The 22,645-nt window shown below is 38.1% G+C and carries 26 protein-coding genes; 12 read left to right on the top strand and 14 right to left on the bottom strand.

Features of this window, described 5'->3' with window-relative positions:
* Positions 1–108: 108 nt before the first annotated feature.
* From GQR56_RS15730 to GQR56_RS15700, 7 genes are all read right to left on the bottom strand, one after another.
* Positions 109–912, bottom strand: a complete 804-nt coding sequence (locus tag GQR56_RS15730) for a putative porin (RefSeq protein ID WP_024611314.1) — start codon at positions 910–912, stop codon at positions 109–111.
* A gap of 201 nt (positions 913–1,113) precedes the next feature.
* Complete coding sequence (locus tag GQR56_RS15725) at positions 1,114–1,488, bottom strand: PH domain-containing protein (protein ID WP_166113182.1); 375 nt, start codon at positions 1,486–1,488, stop codon at positions 1,114–1,116.
* On the bottom strand, positions 1,488–2,396 hold the full coding sequence (locus GQR56_RS15720; RefSeq protein ID WP_166113179.1) for an ABC transporter ATP-binding protein: 909 nt from the start codon (positions 2,394–2,396) through the stop codon (positions 1,488–1,490). The genes GQR56_RS15725 and GQR56_RS15720 overlap by 1 nt, the downstream gene beginning before the upstream one ends.
* Positions 2,393–3,220, bottom strand: coding sequence for an ABC transporter permease subunit (locus GQR56_RS15715; RefSeq protein WP_024611311.1), 828 nt, complete (start codon positions 3,218–3,220; stop codon positions 2,393–2,395). The genes GQR56_RS15720 and GQR56_RS15715 overlap by 4 nt, the downstream gene beginning before the upstream one ends.
* 154 nt (positions 3,221–3,374) lie before the next feature.
* Positions 3,375–4,556: a cystathionine beta-lyase gene (locus tag GQR56_RS15710; RefSeq protein WP_166113176.1), complete on the bottom strand. Its 1,182-nt coding sequence runs from the start codon at positions 4,554–4,556 to the stop codon at positions 3,375–3,377.
* Between the two features lie 9 nt (positions 4,557–4,565).
* Positions 4,566–5,486, bottom strand: a complete 921-nt coding sequence (gene nudC / locus GQR56_RS15705) for an NAD(+) diphosphatase (protein WP_166113173.1) — start codon at positions 5,484–5,486, stop codon at positions 4,566–4,568.
* Between the two features lie 173 nt (positions 5,487–5,659).
* Complete coding sequence (locus GQR56_RS15700) at positions 5,660–6,163, bottom strand: NYN domain-containing protein (protein WP_024609889.1); 504 nt, start codon at positions 6,161–6,163, stop codon at positions 5,660–5,662.
* Between the two features lie 190 nt (positions 6,164–6,353).
* Here GQR56_RS15700 and GQR56_RS15695 point away from each other — a divergent pair, with 190 nt between their 5' ends.
* On the top strand, positions 6,354–6,977 hold the full coding sequence (locus GQR56_RS15695) for a hypothetical protein (protein ID WP_166113170.1): 624 nt from the start codon (positions 6,354–6,356) through the stop codon (positions 6,975–6,977).
* Complete coding sequence (locus GQR56_RS15690; RefSeq protein WP_166113167.1) at positions 6,977–7,720, top strand: DUF3307 domain-containing protein; 744 nt, start codon at positions 6,977–6,979, stop codon at positions 7,718–7,720. The genes GQR56_RS15695 and GQR56_RS15690 overlap by 1 nt, the downstream gene beginning before the upstream one ends.
* Before the next feature lie 142 nt (positions 7,721–7,862).
* Here GQR56_RS15690 and GQR56_RS15685 read toward each other — a convergent pair whose 3' ends face one another.
* Positions 7,863–9,260: a DEAD/DEAH box helicase gene (locus tag GQR56_RS15685; RefSeq protein ID WP_024609892.1), complete on the bottom strand. Its 1,398-nt coding sequence runs from the start codon at positions 9,258–9,260 to the stop codon at positions 7,863–7,865.
* 200 nt (positions 9,261–9,460) lie between these two features.
* Positions 9,461–10,300 (bottom strand): isopenicillin N synthase family oxygenase, encoded by an 840-nt coding sequence (locus GQR56_RS15680; protein WP_166113164.1) that lies wholly within the window; start codon positions 10,298–10,300, stop codon positions 9,461–9,463.
* A gap of 426 nt (positions 10,301–10,726) precedes the next feature.
* On the opposite strand from GQR56_RS15680, the gene GQR56_RS15675 reads away from it, so the two are divergent.
* The 4 genes from GQR56_RS15675 to GQR56_RS15665 all read left to right on the top strand — a co-directional run bounded on the left by GQR56_RS15675 (position 10,727) and on the right by GQR56_RS15665 (position 13,258).
* On the top strand, positions 10,727–11,929 hold the full coding sequence (locus GQR56_RS15675) for a bifunctional alpha/beta hydrolase/OsmC family protein (RefSeq protein WP_166113161.1): 1,203 nt from the start codon (positions 10,727–10,729) through the stop codon (positions 11,927–11,929).
* 147 nt (positions 11,930–12,076) lie between these two features.
* Positions 12,077–12,478, top strand: a complete 402-nt coding sequence (locus tag GQR56_RS15670) for a hypothetical protein (protein WP_240920945.1) — start codon at positions 12,077–12,079, stop codon at positions 12,476–12,478.
* Positions 12,435–12,689, top strand: a complete 255-nt coding sequence (locus tag GQR56_RS21530) for a hypothetical protein (RefSeq protein WP_240920944.1) — start codon at positions 12,435–12,437, stop codon at positions 12,687–12,689. Before GQR56_RS15670 ends, GQR56_RS21530 begins: the two co-directional genes overlap by 44 nt.
* On the top strand, positions 12,686–13,258 hold the full coding sequence (locus GQR56_RS15665) for a hypothetical protein (RefSeq protein ID WP_166113158.1): 573 nt from the start codon (positions 12,686–12,688) through the stop codon (positions 13,256–13,258). Before GQR56_RS21530 ends, GQR56_RS15665 begins: the two co-directional genes overlap by 4 nt.
* 101 nt (positions 13,259–13,359) lie before the next feature.
* Here GQR56_RS15665 and GQR56_RS15660 read toward each other — a convergent pair whose 3' ends face one another.
* Entirely contained in the window at positions 13,360–14,106 is a 747-nt protein-coding gene (locus tag GQR56_RS15660; RefSeq protein WP_166113155.1) for an alpha/beta hydrolase, read from the bottom strand.
* Between the two features lie 129 nt (positions 14,107–14,235).
* Here GQR56_RS15660 and GQR56_RS15655 point away from each other — a divergent pair, with 129 nt between their 5' ends.
* On the top strand, positions 14,236–14,559 hold the full coding sequence (locus tag GQR56_RS15655) for a hypothetical protein (protein ID WP_007586981.1): 324 nt from the start codon (positions 14,236–14,238) through the stop codon (positions 14,557–14,559).
* A gap of 57 nt (positions 14,560–14,616) precedes the next feature.
* Here the strand turns inward: GQR56_RS15655 and GQR56_RS15650 are convergent, their stop codons facing one another.
* The 3 genes from GQR56_RS15650 to aspS all read right to left on the bottom strand — a co-directional run bounded on the left by GQR56_RS15650 (position 14,617) and on the right by aspS (position 17,357).
* The gene (locus tag GQR56_RS15650) at positions 14,617–15,213 is read right to left on the bottom strand and encodes a pentapeptide repeat-containing protein (protein WP_166113152.1); all 597 of its coding nucleotides are present in this window, start codon (positions 15,211–15,213) and stop codon (positions 14,617–14,619) included.
* Between the two features lie 16 nt (positions 15,214–15,229).
* Positions 15,230–15,460, bottom strand: a complete 231-nt coding sequence (locus tag GQR56_RS15645; protein WP_166113149.1) for a hypothetical protein — start codon at positions 15,458–15,460, stop codon at positions 15,230–15,232.
* 118 nt (positions 15,461–15,578) lie between these two features.
* Positions 15,579–17,357, bottom strand: a complete 1,779-nt coding sequence (aspS, locus tag GQR56_RS15640) for an aspartate--tRNA ligase (RefSeq protein ID WP_166113146.1) — start codon at positions 17,355–17,357, stop codon at positions 15,579–15,581.
* Positions 17,358–17,604: 247 nt separating this feature from the next.
* Here aspS and GQR56_RS15635 point away from each other — a divergent pair, with 247 nt between their 5' ends.
* From GQR56_RS15635 to GQR56_RS15625, 3 genes are all read left to right on the top strand, one after another.
* On the top strand, positions 17,605–18,453 hold the full coding sequence (locus GQR56_RS15635) for a DUF72 domain-containing protein (RefSeq protein ID WP_166113143.1): 849 nt from the start codon (positions 17,605–17,607) through the stop codon (positions 18,451–18,453).
* Positions 18,454–18,477: 24 nt separating this feature from the next.
* Positions 18,478–18,981: a YgjP-like metallopeptidase domain-containing protein gene (locus GQR56_RS15630; RefSeq protein WP_166113140.1), complete on the top strand. Its 504-nt coding sequence runs from the start codon at positions 18,478–18,480 to the stop codon at positions 18,979–18,981.
* A 115-nt stretch (positions 18,982–19,096) separates the two neighbouring features.
* On the top strand, positions 19,097–19,834 hold the full coding sequence (locus GQR56_RS15625; protein WP_166113137.1) for an HNH endonuclease signature motif containing protein: 738 nt from the start codon (positions 19,097–19,099) through the stop codon (positions 19,832–19,834).
* Between the two features lie 124 nt (positions 19,835–19,958).
* Here the strand turns inward: GQR56_RS15625 and GQR56_RS15620 are convergent, their stop codons facing one another.
* Positions 19,959–20,648: a DUF3334 family protein gene (locus tag GQR56_RS15620; RefSeq protein ID WP_166113134.1), complete on the bottom strand. Its 690-nt coding sequence runs from the start codon at positions 20,646–20,648 to the stop codon at positions 19,959–19,961.
* A 116-nt stretch (positions 20,649–20,764) separates the two neighbouring features.
* Between GQR56_RS15620 and cmoA the strand changes: the two genes are divergently transcribed.
* The gene (gene cmoA, locus GQR56_RS15615; protein WP_008172562.1) at positions 20,765–21,490 is read left to right on the top strand and encodes a carboxy-S-adenosyl-L-methionine synthase CmoA; all 726 of its coding nucleotides are present in this window, start codon (positions 20,765–20,767) and stop codon (positions 21,488–21,490) included.
* A 12-nt stretch (positions 21,491–21,502) separates the two neighbouring features.
* Positions 21,503–22,471, top strand: a complete 969-nt coding sequence (cmoB, locus tag GQR56_RS15610) for a tRNA 5-methoxyuridine(34)/uridine 5-oxyacetic acid(34) synthase CmoB (RefSeq protein ID WP_166113131.1) — start codon at positions 21,503–21,505, stop codon at positions 22,469–22,471.
* Positions 22,472–22,645 lie beyond the last annotated feature (174 nt).

Raw genomic sequence — 22,645 nt, 5'->3', positions numbered from 1 at the left:
CATAGCCCATTTTCATTATTCATTTTGCATCAAACAACAAAAAGCCCGCTTAAATAAGCGGGCTTTAAACTATATTTTTGTATTAATTAGAGAATGTATATTCTCTAATTAAAACTGATAACGCATGTTAGCAAAGTAAGCATCGTTGTCAGAGTCATCAGCATTGTTACCGTAACCTACTTTTAAACCAAGGTTTTGGTTAAAGAAGTGTTGAGCACCAAAAGTATAAGCATCTTCTTTATTGTAAGAAGCAAATACAGATGTTGCTTTGCTGAAGTAGTAATTTGTTTCTAAGTTCCACTGATCGTCAGCTTCAGAGATGCTTTCGAATGTACCTTCAACAGTTAAAAAGTTACCTTCTTGTAAATCAACAAAGTACTTAGCTGCTACTGAGCGGTAATCAAAATCATCATCAGACTCAACAGTTACACCAACATAGTCAGTGCCATTAAGCATGTAATTATATGCTAAAGAGAATAACGCGTAGTCTTCGCCGTCATCATTTTCAACAAATTTTGCTTTTGCAAGTAAATCTGGGTTGAAAAAGTAACCAGCTGTAAACGCGTAAGATTCATCATTTGAACCAAAGTCACTGTTTTCGTAAGAAGCACCAAAAACAACATCTTTATAAAAATATTCGCCGCCAACCGATGTTACATCGCTTGCGTCGTTATCTGTGTACGAACCAAAAACATTAGTTTGCTTATTGATGTACTCAAACTGGTCGTAAGGACCTAATGTCTTTTTAGGAGAGAAATAATAAGTAGAATCGATACTAAACTGGTCATCATTATTACTGTCTGTAAATTGGTAACCTAAATTACTTATTGAATTATAGCTGTCTGCTGCCATTGCAGTGGTTGCAGCGCCTGATAACAAAATGCTTGAAATAATAATTGCTAATTTTTTCATTATGATACTTCCCTATGAACATTGCTTTTTATGCTATAGCTGTGTAGCTAAAGTCGGGGCACATGCTAACGTGAAGAAACTGAATGAAAACTTAACTAACTTCCTGTATTTGTTAGAATAACTGTAATAAAGTGTAACAAACCGTAAAGTTAAAGTAGTTGCAACATCTAGTCAACAACTACTTAATATATGTACTAAATATTAAAGTGCATGCTGACTAATTATACGATATACGTCGTTAATATTGTCACCAGACTTAAACTCTTTACTAATTGGAGTAGGATCTGAACCCACCCATATTTTTAGCTCTGCATCTAAATCAAAATGACCTGCACTTTCTTTACTAAATTTAGTTATTTTAGAATAAGCAATGCTCACCATCTCCATTTTAGAGCCGGTCATACCTTGCTTATCAATTAAAATTAAGCGTTTATTAGTAAAAATAAACATATCGCGTACTACTTTGTATGCTTTTTCTACTTGCTCACCGTCAATCAATGTATTGCTGAGAACTTTTTCTAAATCTGAATCATCAACTTCGCTTGCGTTACCCATTAGCCCGCTTAATAAACCCATTATACTTTCTCCTGTTTGAATATTTGATTTTCTAACGTATGACCATTAACTAACTGCCTGTACTGCCAGTTTTGTTGATGACAAAAGTTCAGTAGTGCTATATCAAGTGGGTCGCTCGTTGGTTGATACTCAACAACATATTCTTTATGTTGACTCATATATACATGGCTCACCCCTGCAATTGCTTGAAGCTGCTGCTCAACATTTTGATAAGTCTCGCTAAGCATTAGCGTGTAAAAGTGTTTATCCGTATTATTTGTTTTAGTTTGATGTTCGCTTAATACACCTTTATCTAAATGAAGTACCTGTGAGCATAGTCGTTCAAGCTCTGTTAAATCATGGGAGCTTAAAATAAAAGTAGCTTGCTCGCTAAGTGATGATACTAGTTCACGTACTTCTCTGGCATGAATTGGATCGAGCCCTGCGGTTGCTTCATCAAGCATTACAATTTGCGGCGAGCCAATAAGCGCTTGCGCTATAGTGACGCGTTTACGCATACCGTGAGATAAATCTCCTGCGCGCTGCTTTGCAATCTCTTTAAGACCGACTAAATCAAGCACACGCAATGCTTCTGTTTGGCTTTGCTTAGCACCCATACCTTGTAGCTTTGCATAAAAGGCTAGTTGCTTATCTATATTAAAACGAGGATCAAGTTGCGCATCTTGTGGCAATGCACTTACCTTATTAAATAAAGCAGCGCTCCCTGGCTTATGCCCTAATATTTCAAGGCTTCCTTTACTTGGTGCTATATAACCACATAGCAAACTAAATAATGTTGTTTTACCTGCACCGTTTGGTCCAACAAGCGCCACTGGCGCACCTTTTTGAATTTCAAAGTTCACATCATTAAGCGCAAGTTTAGTACCATACGATTTACTCAAACCACTGCCTGTAATTAATGGTCTCATAATGAACTCCTTGCAAAAATACGTTGAGCAACGCCTAGCAACACTACAGTTTGTACAAGTGGAATAGCCAATGCGCTTAACAAAGACAAATTTTGTCCTGCTAGTTGCTCAATTTGCACACCTGGAAATAAATAATCGAGGATGTTTAACGCCGATATTTGCCATTGCAATATACCAACAACAATACCGCCTGCAGCAAAGTATAAAATTGCTAACACAATAGATAAACGTGATGAGCGAGCAAAGGTATTAATTAACGTCATTAGTGCTACAAATGGGCATAAAGTAACAACCAATATTAAAAATATGGACACAGCACGAACAAGCCCACCAGCAAGTAAGCTAGGATCTCTAAAAGCGAGCACAGCGAATGTTGCTACAAGCGTAATACCAACTAAACAAGCCAATACTGCTAATTGTCCTAAAAAACGACCAAAGAGTATTTCAAAACGGGTTGAACGCAGTGATAAAAATCGAAGTGTGCCGCGCTCTCTGTCACCTACAGTTTGGTCGCTGCAAATAAATAAACTAAAAATAGGAAAGCTATAAAGGGCTATAAGCCAATACATAGCAAACTCAGCTTCAGGCCAATCAAGTAGCTTACTCAACCCAATAGAGCCAGAAATATCTCGCGCGATTTGTTCAAAATCGGGAGCGCTTACTATGCTAACAGCTTGCCCTATTGGGTAACGTAAAATTATTATCCAAACAAGCGCAAATGCAGCCAAAGCTATTAGCCCACGTTTAGTTAAAAACATACGTACAAGCTCAAATCCCGCTATTTGCGTTAATCGCCCTACGTTTATTGGTAATGGTGTTGCCATTGTCTATCCTTAATGACGTTAAACTCGCTTTAAAATAAAGCACTATCTAGCAACACTAAGTGTAAACACCTTGAATTACCAGCAAAAAAAAGCTCACCAATGGCGAGCTTTGTAACAATATATTTGAATGTAACAGCATAAATTGCATTAAAAATTATAAATGCTGCTTATAAACCTCTAGCGCTTGGCTTAAATCATCAATTAAATCTTCAACATCTTCAAGACCAATATGCAAACGAATAACGGGTCCTAAATCCCACCCAGTATCAGAACGCAAACCTTTCATGGTTAAATTAGCAGTTACTAAACTTTCAAAACCGCCCCACGAAAACCCCATCTTAATATGCTCAAGGCTATCTAAAAATGCATCAATTGCTTTTTGGTTACCGGTTTTCATTACAAATGAAAACAAACCATTACTACCATCAAAATCTCGCTTAAAAAATTCATGCCCAGGGCATGTTTCAAAAGCAGGGTGTCTAATATGATCCACAAGCTCGTGCTGCTCAAGCCATTTAGCAACTGTTATGGCTGCTTTTTCGTGCTGGTTTAAACGTACACCCATAGTGCGCAAACCTCTAAGTGCTAAGTAAGCATCGTCTGCACTTGTACACTGGCCCAGTAAATATGAGTTTTCGCGAAGCGTAAGCCAGTATTTTTTATTCGCAACAGCAACCCCCATCATTACATCTGAATGACCAACAATGTATTTAGTTGCAGCTTGAATACTAATATCTACGCCGTGCTCAAGTGGTCTATAGTGCAAACCATTACCGTAGGTGTTATCAAGTATTGTCATTACGTTATGCTCATTTGCTACTTTTACCATAGCTGGCACATCTTGAACTTCCATAGTAATAGAGCCTGGTGACTCTAAAAACAATACCTTAGTGTTTGGCTTAATATAATCTTTAATTCCCGCACCAATTGTTGGCGGATAATACGTTGTAGAAATACCTAATCCCACTAAAATTTTATCGCAAAAATCACGGGTTGGTTCGTACACGTTATCGACCATTAAAATATGGTCACCTGTTTTTAAAAATGATAACAGCACTTGGCTAATCGCAGCTGCGCCGCATGGATATAATGCACAGCCTTCACCGCCTTCAAGCTCTGTAATTGCTTCTTGCAACGCAAAGTGTGTAGTTGTACCACGGCGCCCATAAAATAAAGTTTTATCGCCACGGGTTTTAGCCGCTTCTTTTAAATCTGCTACGGTATCAAATACAATAGTCGATGCACGCTGTACAACGGGATTAACTACTCCATGTGTGTACGCTTTTTTTCGCCCTGATGACACCAACTGAGTATTTTTATTACTTTTACTCGACATTGTTAATCCTTAAGCGTTTGTACGCCAATGTTCAATTAAATAACGAGAGATAGAATCAGTTCTAGGTAGTTTTAAATGATCGCCCTCTTCATCCCAATTACCAAACTGTGCAAGTTCTTCACGGCTAAACCACTTTGCATCATCAAGCTCGTCATTATCAACATCAATGGTGTCGGTTACTGCTTCAGCAAAAAAACCAAGCATAATTGAAGAAGGAAACGGCCACGGCTGAGAAACAACATAACGTACATTTGCTACATCAATACCAGCTTCTTCTTTTACTTCACGCGTAACAGCTTGCTCAAGTGTTTCGCCTGGATCGACAAATCCAGCCAAAGAAGAATACATACCAATACGCCACGAAGCTTGGCGGCCTAATAAACAACGCTCTATTCCATCATCAAACATTTTAGTTACAACCATAATCACCGCAGGATCAGTGCGCGGAAATGTAGGATGTTTACAGCTTTCGTTGTCACACACTCGAGAGTGCCCAGCTTCCACTGAGCTATTTTTGCTACCACAACGACCACAAAATCGATGTGTTGCATGCCAATAACATAAACCTCGTGCTAGTGCCGCAATTGAACCGTATTTAATTGTTACTTGTGGACCATACTGGCGAATGTCAAAAAACTGTCCGCCATCTATCAAAGGCGTTAATATGCTTTCATCGAGTTCAGTTACATCAAGTGCAAACACACCATTTTTGGCGTTATTTAAACCAACAAAAATAGCATTCGTTAAGTCTAAATGCGCCACTTGTTGATAAGTTAAATAGCTAACTTTTGGCGTATCTTTAATAAATAGTGTTTGATTATTATTAACTAAAACCCATTTGCTTTGCGCCGACATTTGCGCTTTAAGCCACGATGGGTCTTTACGAAAATTTGAGCCTCTGTCTAGTGGCATGTTGCTGTAATGAAGCATGTAAGTCCTTGGTAACTCGTTATACTTTAAAATTACCATAATCATTTACCAAACCCAATTTATTACAGCAATAAAAAAGCCTAAATTAATCAATTACCTTCTTGTATTAAAATCTCTCATGTTGCAAGTACTCAGCTTTCGCTTTTAAAGAGTTTTAGTTAGCGTATAGCCACTTATAATAAAAAGGTATCATCGATTAAATGAAATTGCTCAGCGCTTTGTTTTAATGCCTCTGCTGTTAATCTATCAGCACCATAAACATCGCATGGCACATTGTATTGATTTTTTAAATGCCCAAGCAATAAGGCAAAATCGCCATCGCCAGAAAGCAAAATAACCTTATCAAGGTTTTTACCTTGTTCTAGCATATCAATTGTTATCCCCACATCCCAATCACCTTTTGCACTTCCATCACGGCGCTGTATAAATGGTTTTAACTTCACATCAAAGCCAATCGCTCGCAAAATATTTTGAAACTGATTCTGTTTTTCATCGCCTCGATAAATAGCGTAAGCAAAAGCGCACTCAATCGTGTATTGCTCCTGCATTTGTCGCCAAAAGGCATTGTAGTCAAAGTTTTTACGGTAGCTTTCTCTACATGTATAGTAAATATTTTGTACATCAACAAAAATACCTACGCGTGGTTTAGTACTTTGCAATTCGTTTTGTGAAGTCATTCAATCTCCTAATGAGGATTAATAGCAATAGCATTACTTATCAAAGTAACGTTATAAAATGAGTGAACCTTGCAATTATTATTCAAGTAACCTAAATTGGTTACTTATAACTATGTAACCGTTTATGGTTACATTTAAAAAAGTAACTAATATCAGTTCCATCAAGCAATTGGTATAAATAGAGACTCATATGATTGGTGTGATCAGCGGCGATATCATTAAATCGCAAACTATTCCTAAGCAACAGTACGATGCCATGCTTTATCAATTAGAGCAAAGCTTGCGTAGCATTTCTAAAAAACAAACACTGTGGAATATATACAGAGGCGATGCCTTTCAATTACAGTTAAATAATCCAGAAATGTTATTTGAAACCGCTATATTAATATACCTACACTTAAAATCGTCGGGTTACGAATTACGCCAAAGTATGGCGCTTGGGCAAATAGATAACCCACGCAGTGATATTAAAACAGCCACAGGCTCTGCATTCACACTATCAGGTCAAGGGCTTGATAAAATAACGAATCAACGCTTTGTTATTAATATTGCAGAACAACACGTTGATGAGAGCTTATTGCTTAATCTTGCTTTTGTAGATGTACTATTAACTAAAGTCACTGCAAAACAAGCTAATGCTTTATATGTATATTTAACCTCAACAGATAATAGCCATGCAGCTTTAGCAAAAGAGCTTAAAACGAGCCGTGAAAATGTCACTAAACTACTCAATTTAGCCCATTACCAATTAATAGAGCGTTTTATAAAGCACACTAAAAATACAATAAAAAATATAACAAAAGGAGGTGAATAATGGCTTTTTCTCTTTTACTAGCCGCGCTTATTATTGGTCATATATTGGCTGATTTTTTCTGGCAACCTATGAGTTGGGTAAACGACAGAAACACACGACACTTTAAAGCCACTAAACTTTACTTACATGTACTAGTGCACGGTATAACCAGCGCTATAATTATAACTTTATGGGAATATACTTTTGGATGGCAACAAGCAAGTAATGCACTAATAGCAACTGTCGCTATTGTAATAAGTCATTACTTTATTGATATTGCTAAATCATATTCCAATAAAGGCGTTGTGCCATTTTTATTCGACCAAATAGCCCATATTGCTGTGCTAATAGCCCTAAGTATTTGGTTAACTGATAACAATAGCTTTATCGCAAACATATATACCATGCTTACTACCCCTAATGTATTGTGGATTGTGTGTGGTTATTTAATAATTTTGAATCCAAGCGCTGTATTTATAAGAATGATGCTAGAGCGTTTAACGAGTAACTTTTCAAGCGATGGAAGCCTCCCACTTGCAGGGCAAAGTATTGGCATGTTGGAACGCATACTTATGTTGAGCTTTATATTGCTTGATCAATTTGCTGGCGTTGGGTTTTTATTAGCAGCTAAATCGGTATTTAGGTTTGGAGATTTAAGTGCGAGTAAAGATAAAAAGCTTACCGAGTACGTTATGCTTGGCACACTACTTAGTGTGAGTGTTACTTTATTTGTAGGCTTAGGTATTAACTATTTAATTAGTTAGGCTAATTAAATGTAATTGGTATTATTAAAATAACAAATTATAGACAATAAAAAACGCGCTATTTCTATTTAAGAAAGTAGCGCGTTTTTTGTATCAATGTTTAATTAAACTAACTAAACGCCAATACACTCATTAATAATGACTAATCGTTATTAGTTGTGCGGCGACGGCGTTGACCATTACCACCAACAGACTCACGCTTTGCCCATGGGTTTTGCGCGCTATCATCTGTTTTAGCTGCTGGCTTTTTAGAACCACCACGGCGCGGACCTGTACCATTGCCGCCATTGTTTGGCTTTTTACTGTTAGGCTTGCTGCTATCAGACTTAGGCTTATTAAAAGGCTGCTTTTTCTTAGGTTTTTTAGGTGCAATAGGGCGAGCATCTAATGCGCGCTCAGGTACAGGGTTAACCGGATCGAAACCATCTTCTTCAGCACGCGGAATAAGCTCACCAATAAAACGCTCAATACCATATAAATCGACAGCATCTTCAGTGGTTACAAACGAAATAGCATGACCCGATGCACCAGCACGACCAGTACGACCAATACGGTGAACATAATCTTCGTATACATTTGGTAAGTCGTAGTTAACTACATGTGGTAGTTCAACAATGTCTAAACCACGTGCAACAATATCAGTTGCTACTAATACTCGAACATCACCATTTTTAAAACCTTCAAGTGCTTTAACACGTGCACCTTGTGACTTATTACCATGAATAGCAGCGCCTGTAATATCATCACGTTCTAGTTGCTTAACTAAGCGGTTAGCACCATGTTTTGTACGGCTAAATACTAAAACTTGCTGCCAATCGTTACTACGAATCAAATGGCTTAATAAAGCAGTTTTACGTGGCTTATCTACTGCATAAACACACTGAGTAACGCTTTTTGCTGTCGTATTTTTTGCTGCAACAGAAATTTCGACAGGGTCGTTTATTAACCCTTTTGCTAATGCACGAATGTCATCTGAAAATGTTGCCGAAAACATTAAGTTTTGACGTTTTGCAGGCATTTTAGCTATAAGACGTTTAATGTCATGAATAAAGCCCATGTCTAGCATACGGTCAGCTTCATCTAATACAAGTACTTCTACGCTATCAAATTTAACTGCGTTTTGGTTATGTAAGTCAATTAAACGACCCGGTGTTGCAACTAAAATATCAACACCCTTACGAAGACGCTGCATTTGTGGGTTAATTTTAACGCCACCGTAAACTACAAACGAGCTTACATCAGAATGCTTTGCGTACTCTTCAACATTTTCACTCACTTGCAAAGCAAGTTCACGTGTTGGTGTTAAAATTAACGCACGTACATGATTGCTTTTAGCTTTAGGACCTGAAGACAAACGTTCGATAAGTGGTAATGTAAAACCAGCTGTTTTACCAGTACCCGTTTGTGCTGCAGCCATAACATCACGGCCTTCAATAATTGCCGGAATAGCTTGAGCCTGAATTGGTGTTGGCGTTTCATAGCCCTTTTCTAAAACCGCATTAACTAAAGACTGTGATAAACCTAAACCATCAAAACTCATATAAACTCTCTTTTAAATAAGGCCAAAGTGGCCAGTTGCGCGCATTATACCTGTAGTAGCTAAGAATGCATGCCATTATTTACGTTGCAAGCAATTGAGCACCGTTCAATAAAATCAAACGTGCAATCAAGTTGCTTAAAAATGCAAAAAACGGCTTAAAGCCGCTTTTTGTTTATACTTAATAATTCTAAGTATAATAGTTACTTAACACCTAACTCACGCAAACGCTCTTGCAAGTAGCTATCTGCGGTGTAGCGCTCTGAAAGCACAACCTCTGGATGAGGGTGTAAAAATAGCGGTAACGAGATTCGCGATTTAGTCGATGCTTTACCCGTTGGGTTAATCACGCGGTGAATTGTAGATGGGAAATACCCGCCCGACGCTTCTTGTAGCATGTCACCAATATTAATAATTAAGCTGCCAAAATCACATGGAACATCTAACCAACCACCATCTGTTTTTTGAACTTGTAAACCAGGTTCGTTAGATGCAGGTAACACAGTTAATAAATTAATATCACCATGAGCAGCTGCGCGAATAGCACCTGGCTCTTCATCACCTGTCATTGGCGGATAATGCAAAATACGTAACAATGTTTGTTCCGAACCCGCAATCATGTCTTTTAAATCAATCGAAAATTTAGCGCGTACATCAGCTGGAGATTCAGCCTGAACCCAATTTAACAAGGTACCAGCAAACTCACTCGCTAAACGGTAGTATTCACGCACATCAGCCTCAAGCTCTGCAGGAACACGTCCTTTAGGGTACACATGAAAGTACTCTTTAATGTCTTTTATTGTAAAGCCTTTCGCTACTTCAGATACTGAAGGCGGAAAGTAACCATCTTGAGTGTCTTTAGAGAATAAAAAGTCTTGCTTCTGCTCTGAGTTAAAAAAGTCTTGCCAGTTTTTGTAAATAGACTCAACTAAAGACTGTGGGATTGGGTGGTTTTTTAAAACGCCAAAACCAGTATTTCTTAACGATTCAACAAATTGTGCAGCCGCATCGGGAGCTTTATAATCAACAGTAGGTAATTGCATTGTACGTTCCAGTGAATAGGTTGTGTGAAGTGAGTTGCTTTTAATCGTGCTAAATTATATCAATTGCATAAATTAGTGATCTATTATAGCGCTAAGAAAATAGCGCGATATCAAGGCGAATTATTTATATAGCTGTTCTATATAAATAATTTTTAACGCAGTGAATGAGCTATTTAATGCGATAGAATGATCATCTTTTTTATATAATTAATATTAATTATATAAAGTAGCAAAGCCTTCATTATAGCGCTATGTGAGGATAGACAAATGGCCTCAAAAACATAAGGACATATGTCCTCAAAGAGCCACCAGCAGCTTTATGCTTGATCAAGATCAATTTATAAAAAAATGTTGTATTTGTAAGGTTTCGCACTTATATCTGGTCTAGTATTGTAATGTATTTTATTAGTATAAATAAGGCTACCCATGCGACAAAAAGTATCTTTTAAAAGCGGCGACTTAGAACTTGCTGGTCAACTCGAACTTCCCTCTGGTGACGTAAAGTTTTATGCGTTATTTGCTCATTGTTTTACCTGTGGTAAAGATGTTGCTGCTGCAACACGTATAAGCCGTGCATTAACACAACAAGGGATTGCCGTACTGCGTTTTGACTTTACTGGTTTAGGTAATAGCGATGGCGACTTTGCCAACAGTAATTTTTCGTCAAATATTCAAGATCTAGTCTCAGCAGCCAATCACCTGCGTGATCATTTTGAAGCACCACAACTACTTATTGGTCATAGTTTAGGTGGCGCTGCAGTATTAGCTGCTGCTGAGCACATACCAGAGGTTTCAGCTATAACTACAATTGGTGCGCCATCTGACGCGCAACACGTAGCGCATAACTTTGCAGCTCACCTTGATGAAATTAACGAAGCTGGCGAAGCTAAAGTAAGTTTAGCGGGTCGCGAATTTACCATCAAAAAACAATTTATAGATGATATAGCCAAGTACGGTAAAAGCCACATCAGTAAACTTAAGCGCGCATTATTAGTAATGCACTCCCCTATTGATGCAACTGTAAACATTAGTGAAGCCGAAAAAATTTATGCGTCAGCTAAACACCCTAAAAGCTTTATTAGCCTAGATAACGCCGATCACCTTTTAACTAATAAAAACGATGCAGACTACGCCGCGCAAATTATTGCTACGTGGGCAAATCGCTACGTTAAATATGATCAAACAAAATACAGTGCAAAATTAAGTGATGGTAACGTACTCGTCGAAGAAAAAGATCACGTATTTACACAACATGTAAGCACCAAAGATCATACTTGGCTTGCAGATGAGCCAATAAAAGTAGGCGGTAAAAATTTAGGCCCAGATCCGTATCATCACCTATTAGCCGGGCTTGGTGCCTGTACAGCAATGACACTACGCATGTATGCTACACGCAAAAACTTACCGCTAGAGCATGTAAAAGTAGAGCTTAATCACACTCGCGATTACAACAAAGATTGCGACGATTGTGAGCAAACAGGTAACCTTGAAGCTATTACCCGTAAAATCACTTTGCGTGGCGATTTAACTGAGCCACAGCGCCAACGTTTACTCGAAATAGCCGACAAATGCCCGGTGCATAAAACACTACATAACAACCCTATTATTGTAAGTGAACTGGTAGAGTAACTACCATAAAATTAATATAGCGCAGTTATTACTGCGTTATATGAAGTTGTTAATAAAGCAGACTTAAACTCTAAATGAAATATAAGGGGTTGAATAATAGGTACGGTTTTAGTAGCTTACAATTATATTAAACAACCAAGGATAGGTATGAATAAAAATACTTACTACGAACGCAATAACTTTTCAATTTATGAAGCAACAAACAAAACAGGTATCGAGTTAACTCTATCTGAGCTGAACCAAATTGAATTAGCTATGCTAATTACTCCAAAAGCATTAACAACTTTTATTAATATATTGCACAACCCTGCTAACGCAGATAAAAAGGACAAAGAAAAATTCAAAAACATTATGATGCAATATGGTTATATAAACCCTACAAATTTTGAAGCAACAAGAACCTTTTTAATTCGCCAAGCCCGTAAAGTAGCTAACCTTATCGGTTCTATGCATTTGACCCCACAAAAACTTTATAAATGCGCTGTATATGGTGATGCAACTTATTATGAAAGATATGGTATTATTGGGTTTGGTAATAGTTTTTTTTAAAGCGGGTACAAATGGAAAAGTAGATACTGTTGTTCATGAGTTTAGCCACGCAGTCTGGACTTCTGAAGATACAGCTTATAACGCAAGAACGGCTATAAAGGATCTTAATTTCATTGCTCAAAATGCACAAATTTATCAAACCAATGAAGACAGAGATACCTTACTATATTCGGCATATCTTTTTGAAAATGCAGTGCGAGCAGCCCAATGAAAATTTTAGTAAATATTATATTTCTTTTAATTAGTTACTCTACTTTTGCCAACTCTGAAGAAATTATCGAAGGTCCTATTGCTGCATCCTCTTATACATTTTGTCATCTAGATACTAAATGTATCACTAGTATAAGATTGGCGAATACTACGCCTTATCAAGTTAAGCTAAGCTCTCTCGCTTTCGATAAGCAGGGAATCGACTTAAACTCAATGTTTATATATGAAGTGGATGAATACTTCTCATTAAGAGCGAAAAATCCAGGTGCAAAAGTCCCTGAACAACCTATACAAGGACGGCGGCGTGCTCACAAGCAATTATCCTTTATAGAGTTCGAACCGCTTGAAGTAAAGTTTATTGAGCTAAAAGGCATGGAAGAAAAGTTTGCTTTAAACCCTGAAAAAAAATACTTAGTAAGTACGATTACACCGTTCGTCAACTTGTACATTAACGGTAAATTTGCTGATATCATTACCATAAGAACCAGATATTCACTTTTAGCTATGCCTACTGAAGATATGGAAATAAAAGAACGACCAATAAAACAGTTTGCTACGCCGCAAGGGTAACCTGCAATAATATACATGCTTTGTTTAATACCACTCAAAATTTTGTGTCAGCTTAAACCTTTATATTAAGCCAGCTTAAAGTTGGCTTGATTATATCTTGGCTAATTACCTAAAAATATCTCGATATTTTTACTCATTCTATCCACCAGCCATTTTTGCCCGCCATCGTACATATCGTTATGGCGCGATTTTTCTATGAGTATTTGCTTAACAGGAAACTTATCCAGCTCTGAATCGTTCAACAATACATTTGCATCTGCTGGGTAATCACTACCGCGAAGTGTAAGCACGCGAATATTTTTATTGCGTGGGATCAACATGCGGCGATGATCGAGCGTAATAATAGTGCTCACTTCATTAGGATAAATAGAGCCGTATAACGCTGAAATATCACCGCCGTTTGAGTGCCCAAATAAGGCGAGTTTTGTAAAATCATACGTTGGGTATTTACTCGCTAGCTCATTAACTAAAAACTTAAGCGTTACCACGCCACGGTGCCAGTTTTCCACGCGAGTGGTTAAGTAAGGTTGCTCACGATTAAGGTCAGGGTCGGTTTTTAATTCATGTGCAACGGCTACTGTTAAGTATCCGCGCTGATTAAACACATTACTAGCAAACGTATATTCGTTATGGCTGATACCGTAGCCCGCATTAATAAACGCCACAGGGCATTTTTCTTGCGCTGTACACTTAGCATTATTACTTGGTAATGTAATATTGATAGGAATAGCGCGGCTACGGCTTTTATCGATTATAACATCGTCGTTTGCATAGCTTGTAGTGCTTATTATTGATGTGGTTAAGGTTAGTGTGCTTAATATAAAAAGCTTTTTAAGTGTTTTTTTCATGATTAAACTTATATAAATTATTGTTTTTAATTAAAAATAACTTTTACTTTATAGGTTTGCGTTCTCTATTGTCAAACTATGCGATAATAGTCGCCATTGTTTTAATATATTTAGTAAAAGATCCAATAAATGAAATCATACAATAGCATCCAAGAACGTATAGAAATCCTAGAAGACAAACTAACCGAGATACATGACGAAATCGAAACACTAAAAGCACCTGCTAAAAACAACAATGAACGTATTATTTTTAAGTTCATCGAAACAGGCAGCACAGGTAAAACGAAGGATTTTGTTCGCGAGTTAGGTATTAAATCACCACGTGACGGTTTGTTTTCGTCAGGTGACGTTACAAAACTAATTAAAGATGGCGCTGAAGATATTTCACCTGCGTTATTAGAAATCGCAAGACAACTTGCCAGTGCACGTAATAAAAATGGTCCAAGCCGTTAATTACGCAGTCACGCAGTATCTAGAAGCCCAGCTAAGCTGTCGCTTCTAGATATTTAGTTAATCACATAGTTCTATATTAAGGCTGGTAAGCAAATTAAGTGCTTCGAAGCGATCAAACTTAGCATTCGCTAAAATATTATTATTCAAATCTATATTAAACGCTGTAGCACCTACAAAATCACATTTTGTTAAATTGGTTTGAAAAAACTCACTATCGCGAAAATCTGTTCCTGTAAATTCACTACCGCTTAAATCAGCGTGTCTAAAATCAACATTTTTGGCAAAGCAGTGTGTTAGTTTGAGGGCTTTGAGAGTTAATTCAAAAAAAGAACTATGACTGAGCTCACAATAATTAAAACTCACCGGTGCGTTAATACTAAGCGCTGGCCAATCTACATCAGCCCATTGCAAACTATTTAATTTACAGTGGCTAAAACTTACATTTTCAAGCGAACTGTAGTTCCAGTTTAGTGACGATAAATTACAGTTTTTAAAACTGCATTCTATAAATCGGCAATGCTTAAACTGCCCGCCTGAAAAGTCGCAATCGATAAATATACACTCTTCAAACTCAGAGTTTTCAGTTAGCTGCTCTGCGTACTGCAAAGCATTAAATTGCTCATCAAAATACTGGTTATTGTTACTTAACAACACAATTCACCTATTAAATTTAACCCGTGTAGCCATTACTTTTAGGTAAATCTTTTTTAAGCGTAAGCACTGCAATAAAAATCAAAGCAAATAGTGGAAATAGCGCTAAACAGCCACCCACAAAAGCTAAAACACCTGGCATAGTACTTTTACGCTTACCTATTTTGTAGCTAATTACAGCAAAAATAGGAATACACAGCACAATAATAAAAACTAAAAACTCACCAAATAAGGTTGCATTGATCGACATAATAATTCCTTTTCATCTGTTCGTTTAAAACACACTCTGCTATAAATTTAACCATAAAAAAACCCTTAAGCATATAACTTAAGGGTTTTTAAATTTAGCTCAAAAAAGCGAAACAAGATTACTCTTCGTTAGGTATCGCTTTTTCTACAACACTTATTGCAAGTTCAGCTAACGAGTCAAGGTTAGGTTTGCTTGGCGCGTTAGTTAATAAACACGACGCTTGTGTTGTTTTAGGGAAAGCAATAACGTCACGAATGTTATCGGTACCACATAAAAGCATTGCTAAACGGTCAAGACCAAATGCTAAACCAGCATGTGGTGGTGTGCCGTATTTAAGTGCATCAAGTAAAAAACCAAACTTGTCTTGTTGCTCTTGCTCGTTAATACCTAAAATTCTAAATGCAGTTTCTTGCATATCTGCATTATGAATACGTACCGAACCGCCACCAACTTCGTAGCCGTTTAATACCATATCGTAGGCATCTGAAATAGCACTGGCTGGGTTTGCTTCAAGCTCACTGGCGTTAATGTCTTTTGGTGCAGTGAATGGATGATGTACAGCATGTAATGTGCCTTCGTCATCTTCTTCAAACATTGGGAAGTCTACAACCCAAAGTGGTGCCCAGCTATTAAGGTTAGTGATTTCTAAATCAACACCAATCTTAACGCGCAGTGCGCCCATTGCTTCATTTACTGTGTTGCGCTTATCGGCACCAAATAAAATGATATCGCCAGACTGTGCATTAGTACGCTCAAGTAATTTAGTAATTACGTCTTCGCTTAAAAACTTAGCCACTGGTGATTGAACACCCTCAGCGCCTGCAGTGTGGTCGTTTACTTTCATCCACGCCATGCCTTTAGCGCCGTAAATACCAATAAACTTAGTGTAATCGTCAAGCTGTTTACGAGAAAGCTTAGCGCCACCCGGTACAGTTAACACAGCAACGCGACCTTTTTCGTCGTTAGCCGGACCTGAGAAAACATTAAACTCTACGTCTTTAACTAAATCTGCAACATCAACTAATTTCATTGGGTTACGTAAATCTGGCTTATCAGAACCGTAAAGGCTCATTGCCTCGCTGTAAGGCATGATTGGAAAATCGCCTAAATCAACGTTTAGCAATGTTTGCCACATCTCGCGGATCATTTTTTCAGTCATACCACGTACTTGATCAGAGCTCATGAAAGAGGTCTCTATATCTATTTGGGTAAATTCTGGTTGGCGATCGGCACGTAAATCTTCATCACGGAAACATTTTACAATTTGGTAGTAACGGTCAAAACCCGACATCATCAGCAATTGCTTAAACAACTGTGGAGACTGTGGTAATGCGTAAAAACTACCTTTATGAACGCGGCTTGGCACTAAGTAATCGCGCGCGCCTTCTGGCGTTGCTTTAGTAAGTACTGGTGTTTCGATGTCTAAAAAGCCGTTTTCATCTAAAAAGCGACGAACAAAGCTGCTTGCTTTAGCACGTAATTTAATACGGTCACTCATTTCTAGACGACGTAGGTCTAGGTAGCGGTATTTTAAACGACGCTCTTCAGAGTTTACTTGGTTAAAATCAAGCGGTAATGGCTCAGAGCGGTTAATAATATTAAGCTCTTTACCTAAAATTTCGATCTCCCCTGTTGCCATGTCTTTATTTACTTGGCTGTCTGGGCGTGCGCGAACAATACCTTTTAACTGAACACAAAATTCTTGGCGAAGTGTGTTAGCCGAACTCATTAACTCTTCAATGTCAGAGTCGAATACAACTTGTACTAAACCTTCTCTATCGCGTAAATCGACAAAGATAAGTCCACCAAGGTCACGTCGTTTGTTGATCCAGCCACATAGTTCAACTTCTTGATCTACGTGAGTTTTATTTAGCTGTCCGCAATATATAGAGCGCATAGTTTTCCTGTCAGATAAAAGGCTTAAACGGCTAAACTTATTTGTTTTAAGGCGTGTGATTTAAAAAACAGGTCACCACAATACAAATAAAGCCGCTAGCAATCTAAAAATAATCAAATTAAGCCCTGCATTATACTCAACTAACATTAAGATGCTAGGGCGTGTGCCGCTTTTGCCCCTGAATTTACAGCAGCTCGTTTTGTTATTTGCTACACTATCGCCACTTTATAATAAGGCGCTAGTTTGTATGTTATATATTGGATGCCCGCAGTGGTCGAGTAATGCATGGAAAGGCAATTTATTTTCAAGCCAATGTAAAAACGCCGATATGCTTAGCCAATACGCACAACACTTTAATTCTGTTGAAGGCAATACCAGCTTTTACGCTGATCCTTCGCCAAGCACCGTATTGCGCTGGGCAAACAGCGTACCCGACGATTTTAAATTTACTTTTAAGTTTAATCGTCGCTTTAGCCACGAGCTGCACCTAACTAATGTTCAAACCGAGCTTACTGATTGGCTTAACTTGTTTACCCCTATTTTAGAAAAAACCGGGCAAATCATGCTGCAATTACCTAAAGCATTTGGTCCTGGTGACTTACCCAAACTCGCCCAATTTATTAGCCTATTACCAAAAGAGGTTAATTACGGTGTAGAGGTACGTCATACTGCGTTTTTTCAAAAGGGCGAAGCCGAAATAGCGCTTAATCAGTTATTAATGGCAAACAACATAAATCGCATATCAATGGATACTCGCGCCCTATTTGCGGTAAAACCAACAACCGAAGCGCTAATAGACGCACAACAAAAAAAGCCGCATTTACCCGTGCATGCCATTGCTACAAGCACGCAACCCATGGCGCGCTTTGTTATCGCCGATTTACAAAACGACTATAAACCCTTTTATAAACCGTGGCTGAGTAAAGTAAAACAATGGCTTGATGAAGGAAAAACGCCCTATGTGTTTTTTCATACGGCAGATAACCGAGAAGCGCCATTATTAGCAAGGCAGTTTTGTAAAGACCTTGGTTATAATCACAAAGCATTAAACCCATTTACTGGCGAAAAAGAAGCCCACCAGCAAGCACTTTTTTAAAAGTAAAACGACAGAGAAATAATAATGAGTGAATACGCACGTTACTTTACCGGTTACCCAGCTAACATTGTTGAGCAAGTATTAAGCCTTATAAATAACAAAAATATATGTGACTACTTACTTAAAAAGTATCCGCAAGCACACACTATTACCAGCGATAAACTACTTTATAGCTATGCAACCGAGCTTAAAAAACAATATTTAAAAAATGCGCCACCATTTGGGCGCGCTGCTTTTAAAAAGCAAGGCGATATGGTCACCAATGCACTCGGTACACATACGTATCGAATGCAAGGTAAAACCCGTAAGCACGATTTAGCGATAAACAGCGACTTGCTCCGCGCTCCCGAGCCGTTATTAAAAGCGTTAGTGGTACATGAGCTCGCCCACTTTAAAGAAAAAGACCATAACAAAGGCTTTTATCAACTTTGCTGCCATATGGAACCGCAGTATCACCAATTGGAATTAGATTTAAGGATATTTTGTGTGGTAGTGGCGATGGGAGAGAATCCGTATTTAACTCATTAAATAAACCTAGGATTATCAATAGAAAGTGCAAGCAGCTAACAAAATTACTAAATATCATCAATCATGCTATGTTCACTCTACGTAGTACTATTACAATAAAAAGTTTTAGATCAATATGTCTAACAAAATAACCATTGATAATATTCAAGCTGCTTATGAATTAGCAAAGCAGGTTTATAATAATGACTTGAAGCTTGATCATGCTGTGGCTAACTTAGTTACTGAAGAAGGTTTCAATAATAGTTCAGCAAAAGATTATATAAATAGCTATAAGTGCATAATTGAAGGCAATGTATTTAAGCGTGCTCTCAGTGCCACAGGTATTGATTACTATCTTTCGAATATAAAAAAAGATGGAAGCGAAGTTAACTTCAATAATGCAATAAAATCAGTTAGAAAACACATAACCTATTATGAGGCTATCCGTAATACTAATGTAATCAAATTAAGGCAAATTGTTTCGAAATATAATAACATTGAGCAATATGAGAACCTGATTGATTACTCTATCCATACTATAGCTTTTGAGGAACAAGTAAAAAAGTCAGCATTATTGTCTGAGCAATGCAGAAATGAAATATTAGCTTCATCTGTTAAAGTAGAAAAAAAGTTCGCCATAATTGAAGTCTTTAACCGCAATCCTCATGTAGTTGCGGCTGTATTACTTAGAGCAAAAGGACATTGCGAATACTGTGGTAAAGCAGCTCCGTTTCAACGTAAAAAAGATATGACTCCCTACCTTGAGGTGCACCATATAGTACAACTTGCGCATGGTGGTGGTGATACAGTTAAAAATGCCCAAGCTCTTTGCCCTAACTGCCATAGAGAAAAACACTTTGGCCTAAAAAATTGAAATGTAAGAATAAAAAACGCGATATCAAATCGCGTTTTTAAGTAACTTTTCTGCTGATAGCTTCAAACTGCCAACTCAAAAGCACGTTGGGTTTCGCTTCGCTCTACCCAACCTACGTAAAACGTTACAGCCCTAAGCCTGCCATAAAATCGTCATCTACATCGTCTTGCACAACGTCTTTAGCCTTTGCGCTTTCTTTTTCAGCTTTCTTTTTCGCTTCGTTTTCAATTATGTCATCTGGGTCTAGTGCTTCTGCAATATCAAAGTCGTGTAATTTAATAAACTCTGTTTTATCCATAGCTAATTCCAAGTAAAAGATATTTTGTTTACTTGTGGTGAATGTTACGCGGCGGGCTTGCGGGCGATCCATCGTGGTATCTACCGATATTTGCACTTGCTTGTTTATTGCCATCATTTTTGGCTGATTTTGTGTAATTGAAGTATGAAGCTGCTCACGCACTTTAGACGTAAAGTCGCCCACAATTTGGTTCATCAACTCGCCTAATACGTTTGATACGTCGTCTGATAAATGGCTATGCGCTATTTCATTCTCAGGCATACCCATATTACGCATGTAATCGCCATAAATTTCCATCGCCGCTTGCGAAGTAAAGTTGGTAATTACGAGCCCAGTAAAACCGCCGTCAAATAAAACAAAGCAGCCAATATCTGGTCGCATACATGTACGTGTTATTTTTTGCACCATAGCTGAGTAGCTAATACCGTTACCGCTGGCTGATGTGAGTACGCCTGTCACTGAATGACAAAGGGTTGCTAATATATCGTCTGTGCTGATGACCTTACTTTTGCTCATTTAATCTTCTCTTTTATACTTATTATTCATAATTCTAGTCAAGCTACTGAATTTATCACTGACTATCCAGTATAAAATGTTAAAATAGCGCCATTATTTATAAAGAGACTGCCTTCGTGACCATAAAAGACAGTATTTATGCCTCTGAGCAACAAGTAAAAGATTTTAGCTTTGACCAAAATGTAGTCGAAGTTTTTCCAGACATGATCCAGCGCTCGGTACCTGGCTACGCAACTATTGTGAGTACAATGGGTAAACTTGCCGGTGAATACGCGCAAAGTAACTCAAATCTTTATGATTTAGGCTGCTCACTTGGCGCAGTAACGCTTAGCATGCGCCGTAATATTCGCACCGATAACTGCCATATAATAGCGGTAGATAACTCCCAAGCTATGGTTGAGCGTTGTAAGGTACATTTACAAGGTTTTAAATCAGACGTGCCTGTTACTGTTACATTAGGCGATATTAACGAGCTTGAAATTCAAAACGCCTCAGTAGTAGCAATGAACTTTACGCTGCAGTTTATTCCTCATGCTCAGCGCCAAGCCGTACTTGAAAAAATATACGCTAATTTAAAACCAGGTGGTGTATTGCTGTTAAGCGAAAAAATTAAAGCGCAAAACGAGCAATGCGACAATTTATTGATTGATTTGCACCACGACTTTAAACGACACAATGGTTACTCTGAGCTTGAAATAAGCCAAAAGCGTACCGCCATCGAAAACGTTATGCGCCCAGATACACTAAGCGCTCACTTTACTCGCTTACAAGATATTGGTTTTAGCCAAACTCAAGTGTGGTATCAATGTTTTAATTTTTGCTCAATGGTAGCAATTAAATAAAGAGAGTCATCCATGTCTCAATGGTTTAACCAATTTTACGCATCTATCGCACAAAGCCCACTTAGTCACTGGCTAGAAACCCTCCCTGCACAATTAAAACATTGGCAGTTAGAGGCAAGCCATGGCGATTTACCTAAATGGCAAAAAGTACTTAAAAACTTACCAGAGGTGGCAACTTCGCACGTTGATATTTCTACTAAGGTAGAAATTGGCGCCGCTGGCGAAATGAGTGATGGCGAGCAAAAGCAAACCATGCATTTATTAAAACGTATGATGCCATGGCGCAAAGGTCCATTTAGTGTGCACGGTATTGAAATAGACACAGAGTGGCGCAGTGATTGGAAGTGGGACAGACTCCTGCCTCATATTGAGCCATTAAAAGGTCGCACCGTATTAGATATTGGTTGTGGCTCAGGTTATCATTTATGGCGTATGCGCGGTGAAGGCGCAGAGTTTGTAGTGGGTATTGATCCGTCTGATTTATTTTTATGTCAGTTTCAAGCAATTAAACACTACAACCCAGACGAAAACGTGCATTTACTACCACTAGGCGTTGAAGCATTACCTGAGCTTAAAGCGTTTGATACGGTTTTTTCGATGGGCGTACTTTATCATCGTCGCTCACCTATCGACTTTTTAGCACAGTTAAAAGCCCAGCTTCGCCCCGGCGGCGAACTCGTACTTGAAACGCTAGTAATTGAAGGTGATGAAAACACAGTATTAGTCCCTACCGACCGCTACGCTAAAATGCGCAACGTTTGGTTTATTCCAAGTACTGCAGCATTAAAACTGTGGATGGAACGCGTTGGCTTTAAAGACGTGCAAATAAAAGATTGCGCTATTACCACGCTTGAAGAACAACGCAAAACCGATTGGATGGAAAACGAATCGTTAATAGACTTTTTAGATCCAAACGATACAAGTAAAACAATTGAAGGTTACCCCGCTCCACTTCGAGCCATATTAACCGCAAAAGCATAGCTGTTAATTTAACGTCTTTAATTACTAAAAAAACGCCTGCTGGCGTTTTTTTGTTTATTTAAACAACAGACAGCGGACAACTGTCCTTGTTAATTATTTCAAAATTACATTTGAGCTAGCCGCGACCTTGCAATTGTTGTAAAATACGCGCGTTTCTAAGCAACCCAAAACAAC

Origin of the sequence: Pseudoalteromonas sp. Z9A5 (assembly GCF_011378875.1) — a bacterium.
Taxonomy (GTDB): domain Bacteria; phylum Pseudomonadota; class Gammaproteobacteria; order Enterobacterales; family Alteromonadaceae; genus Pseudoalteromonas.
Note: the sequence above shows the minus strand (reverse complement) of the source record. Positions and strands in the feature narration are given on the sequence as shown.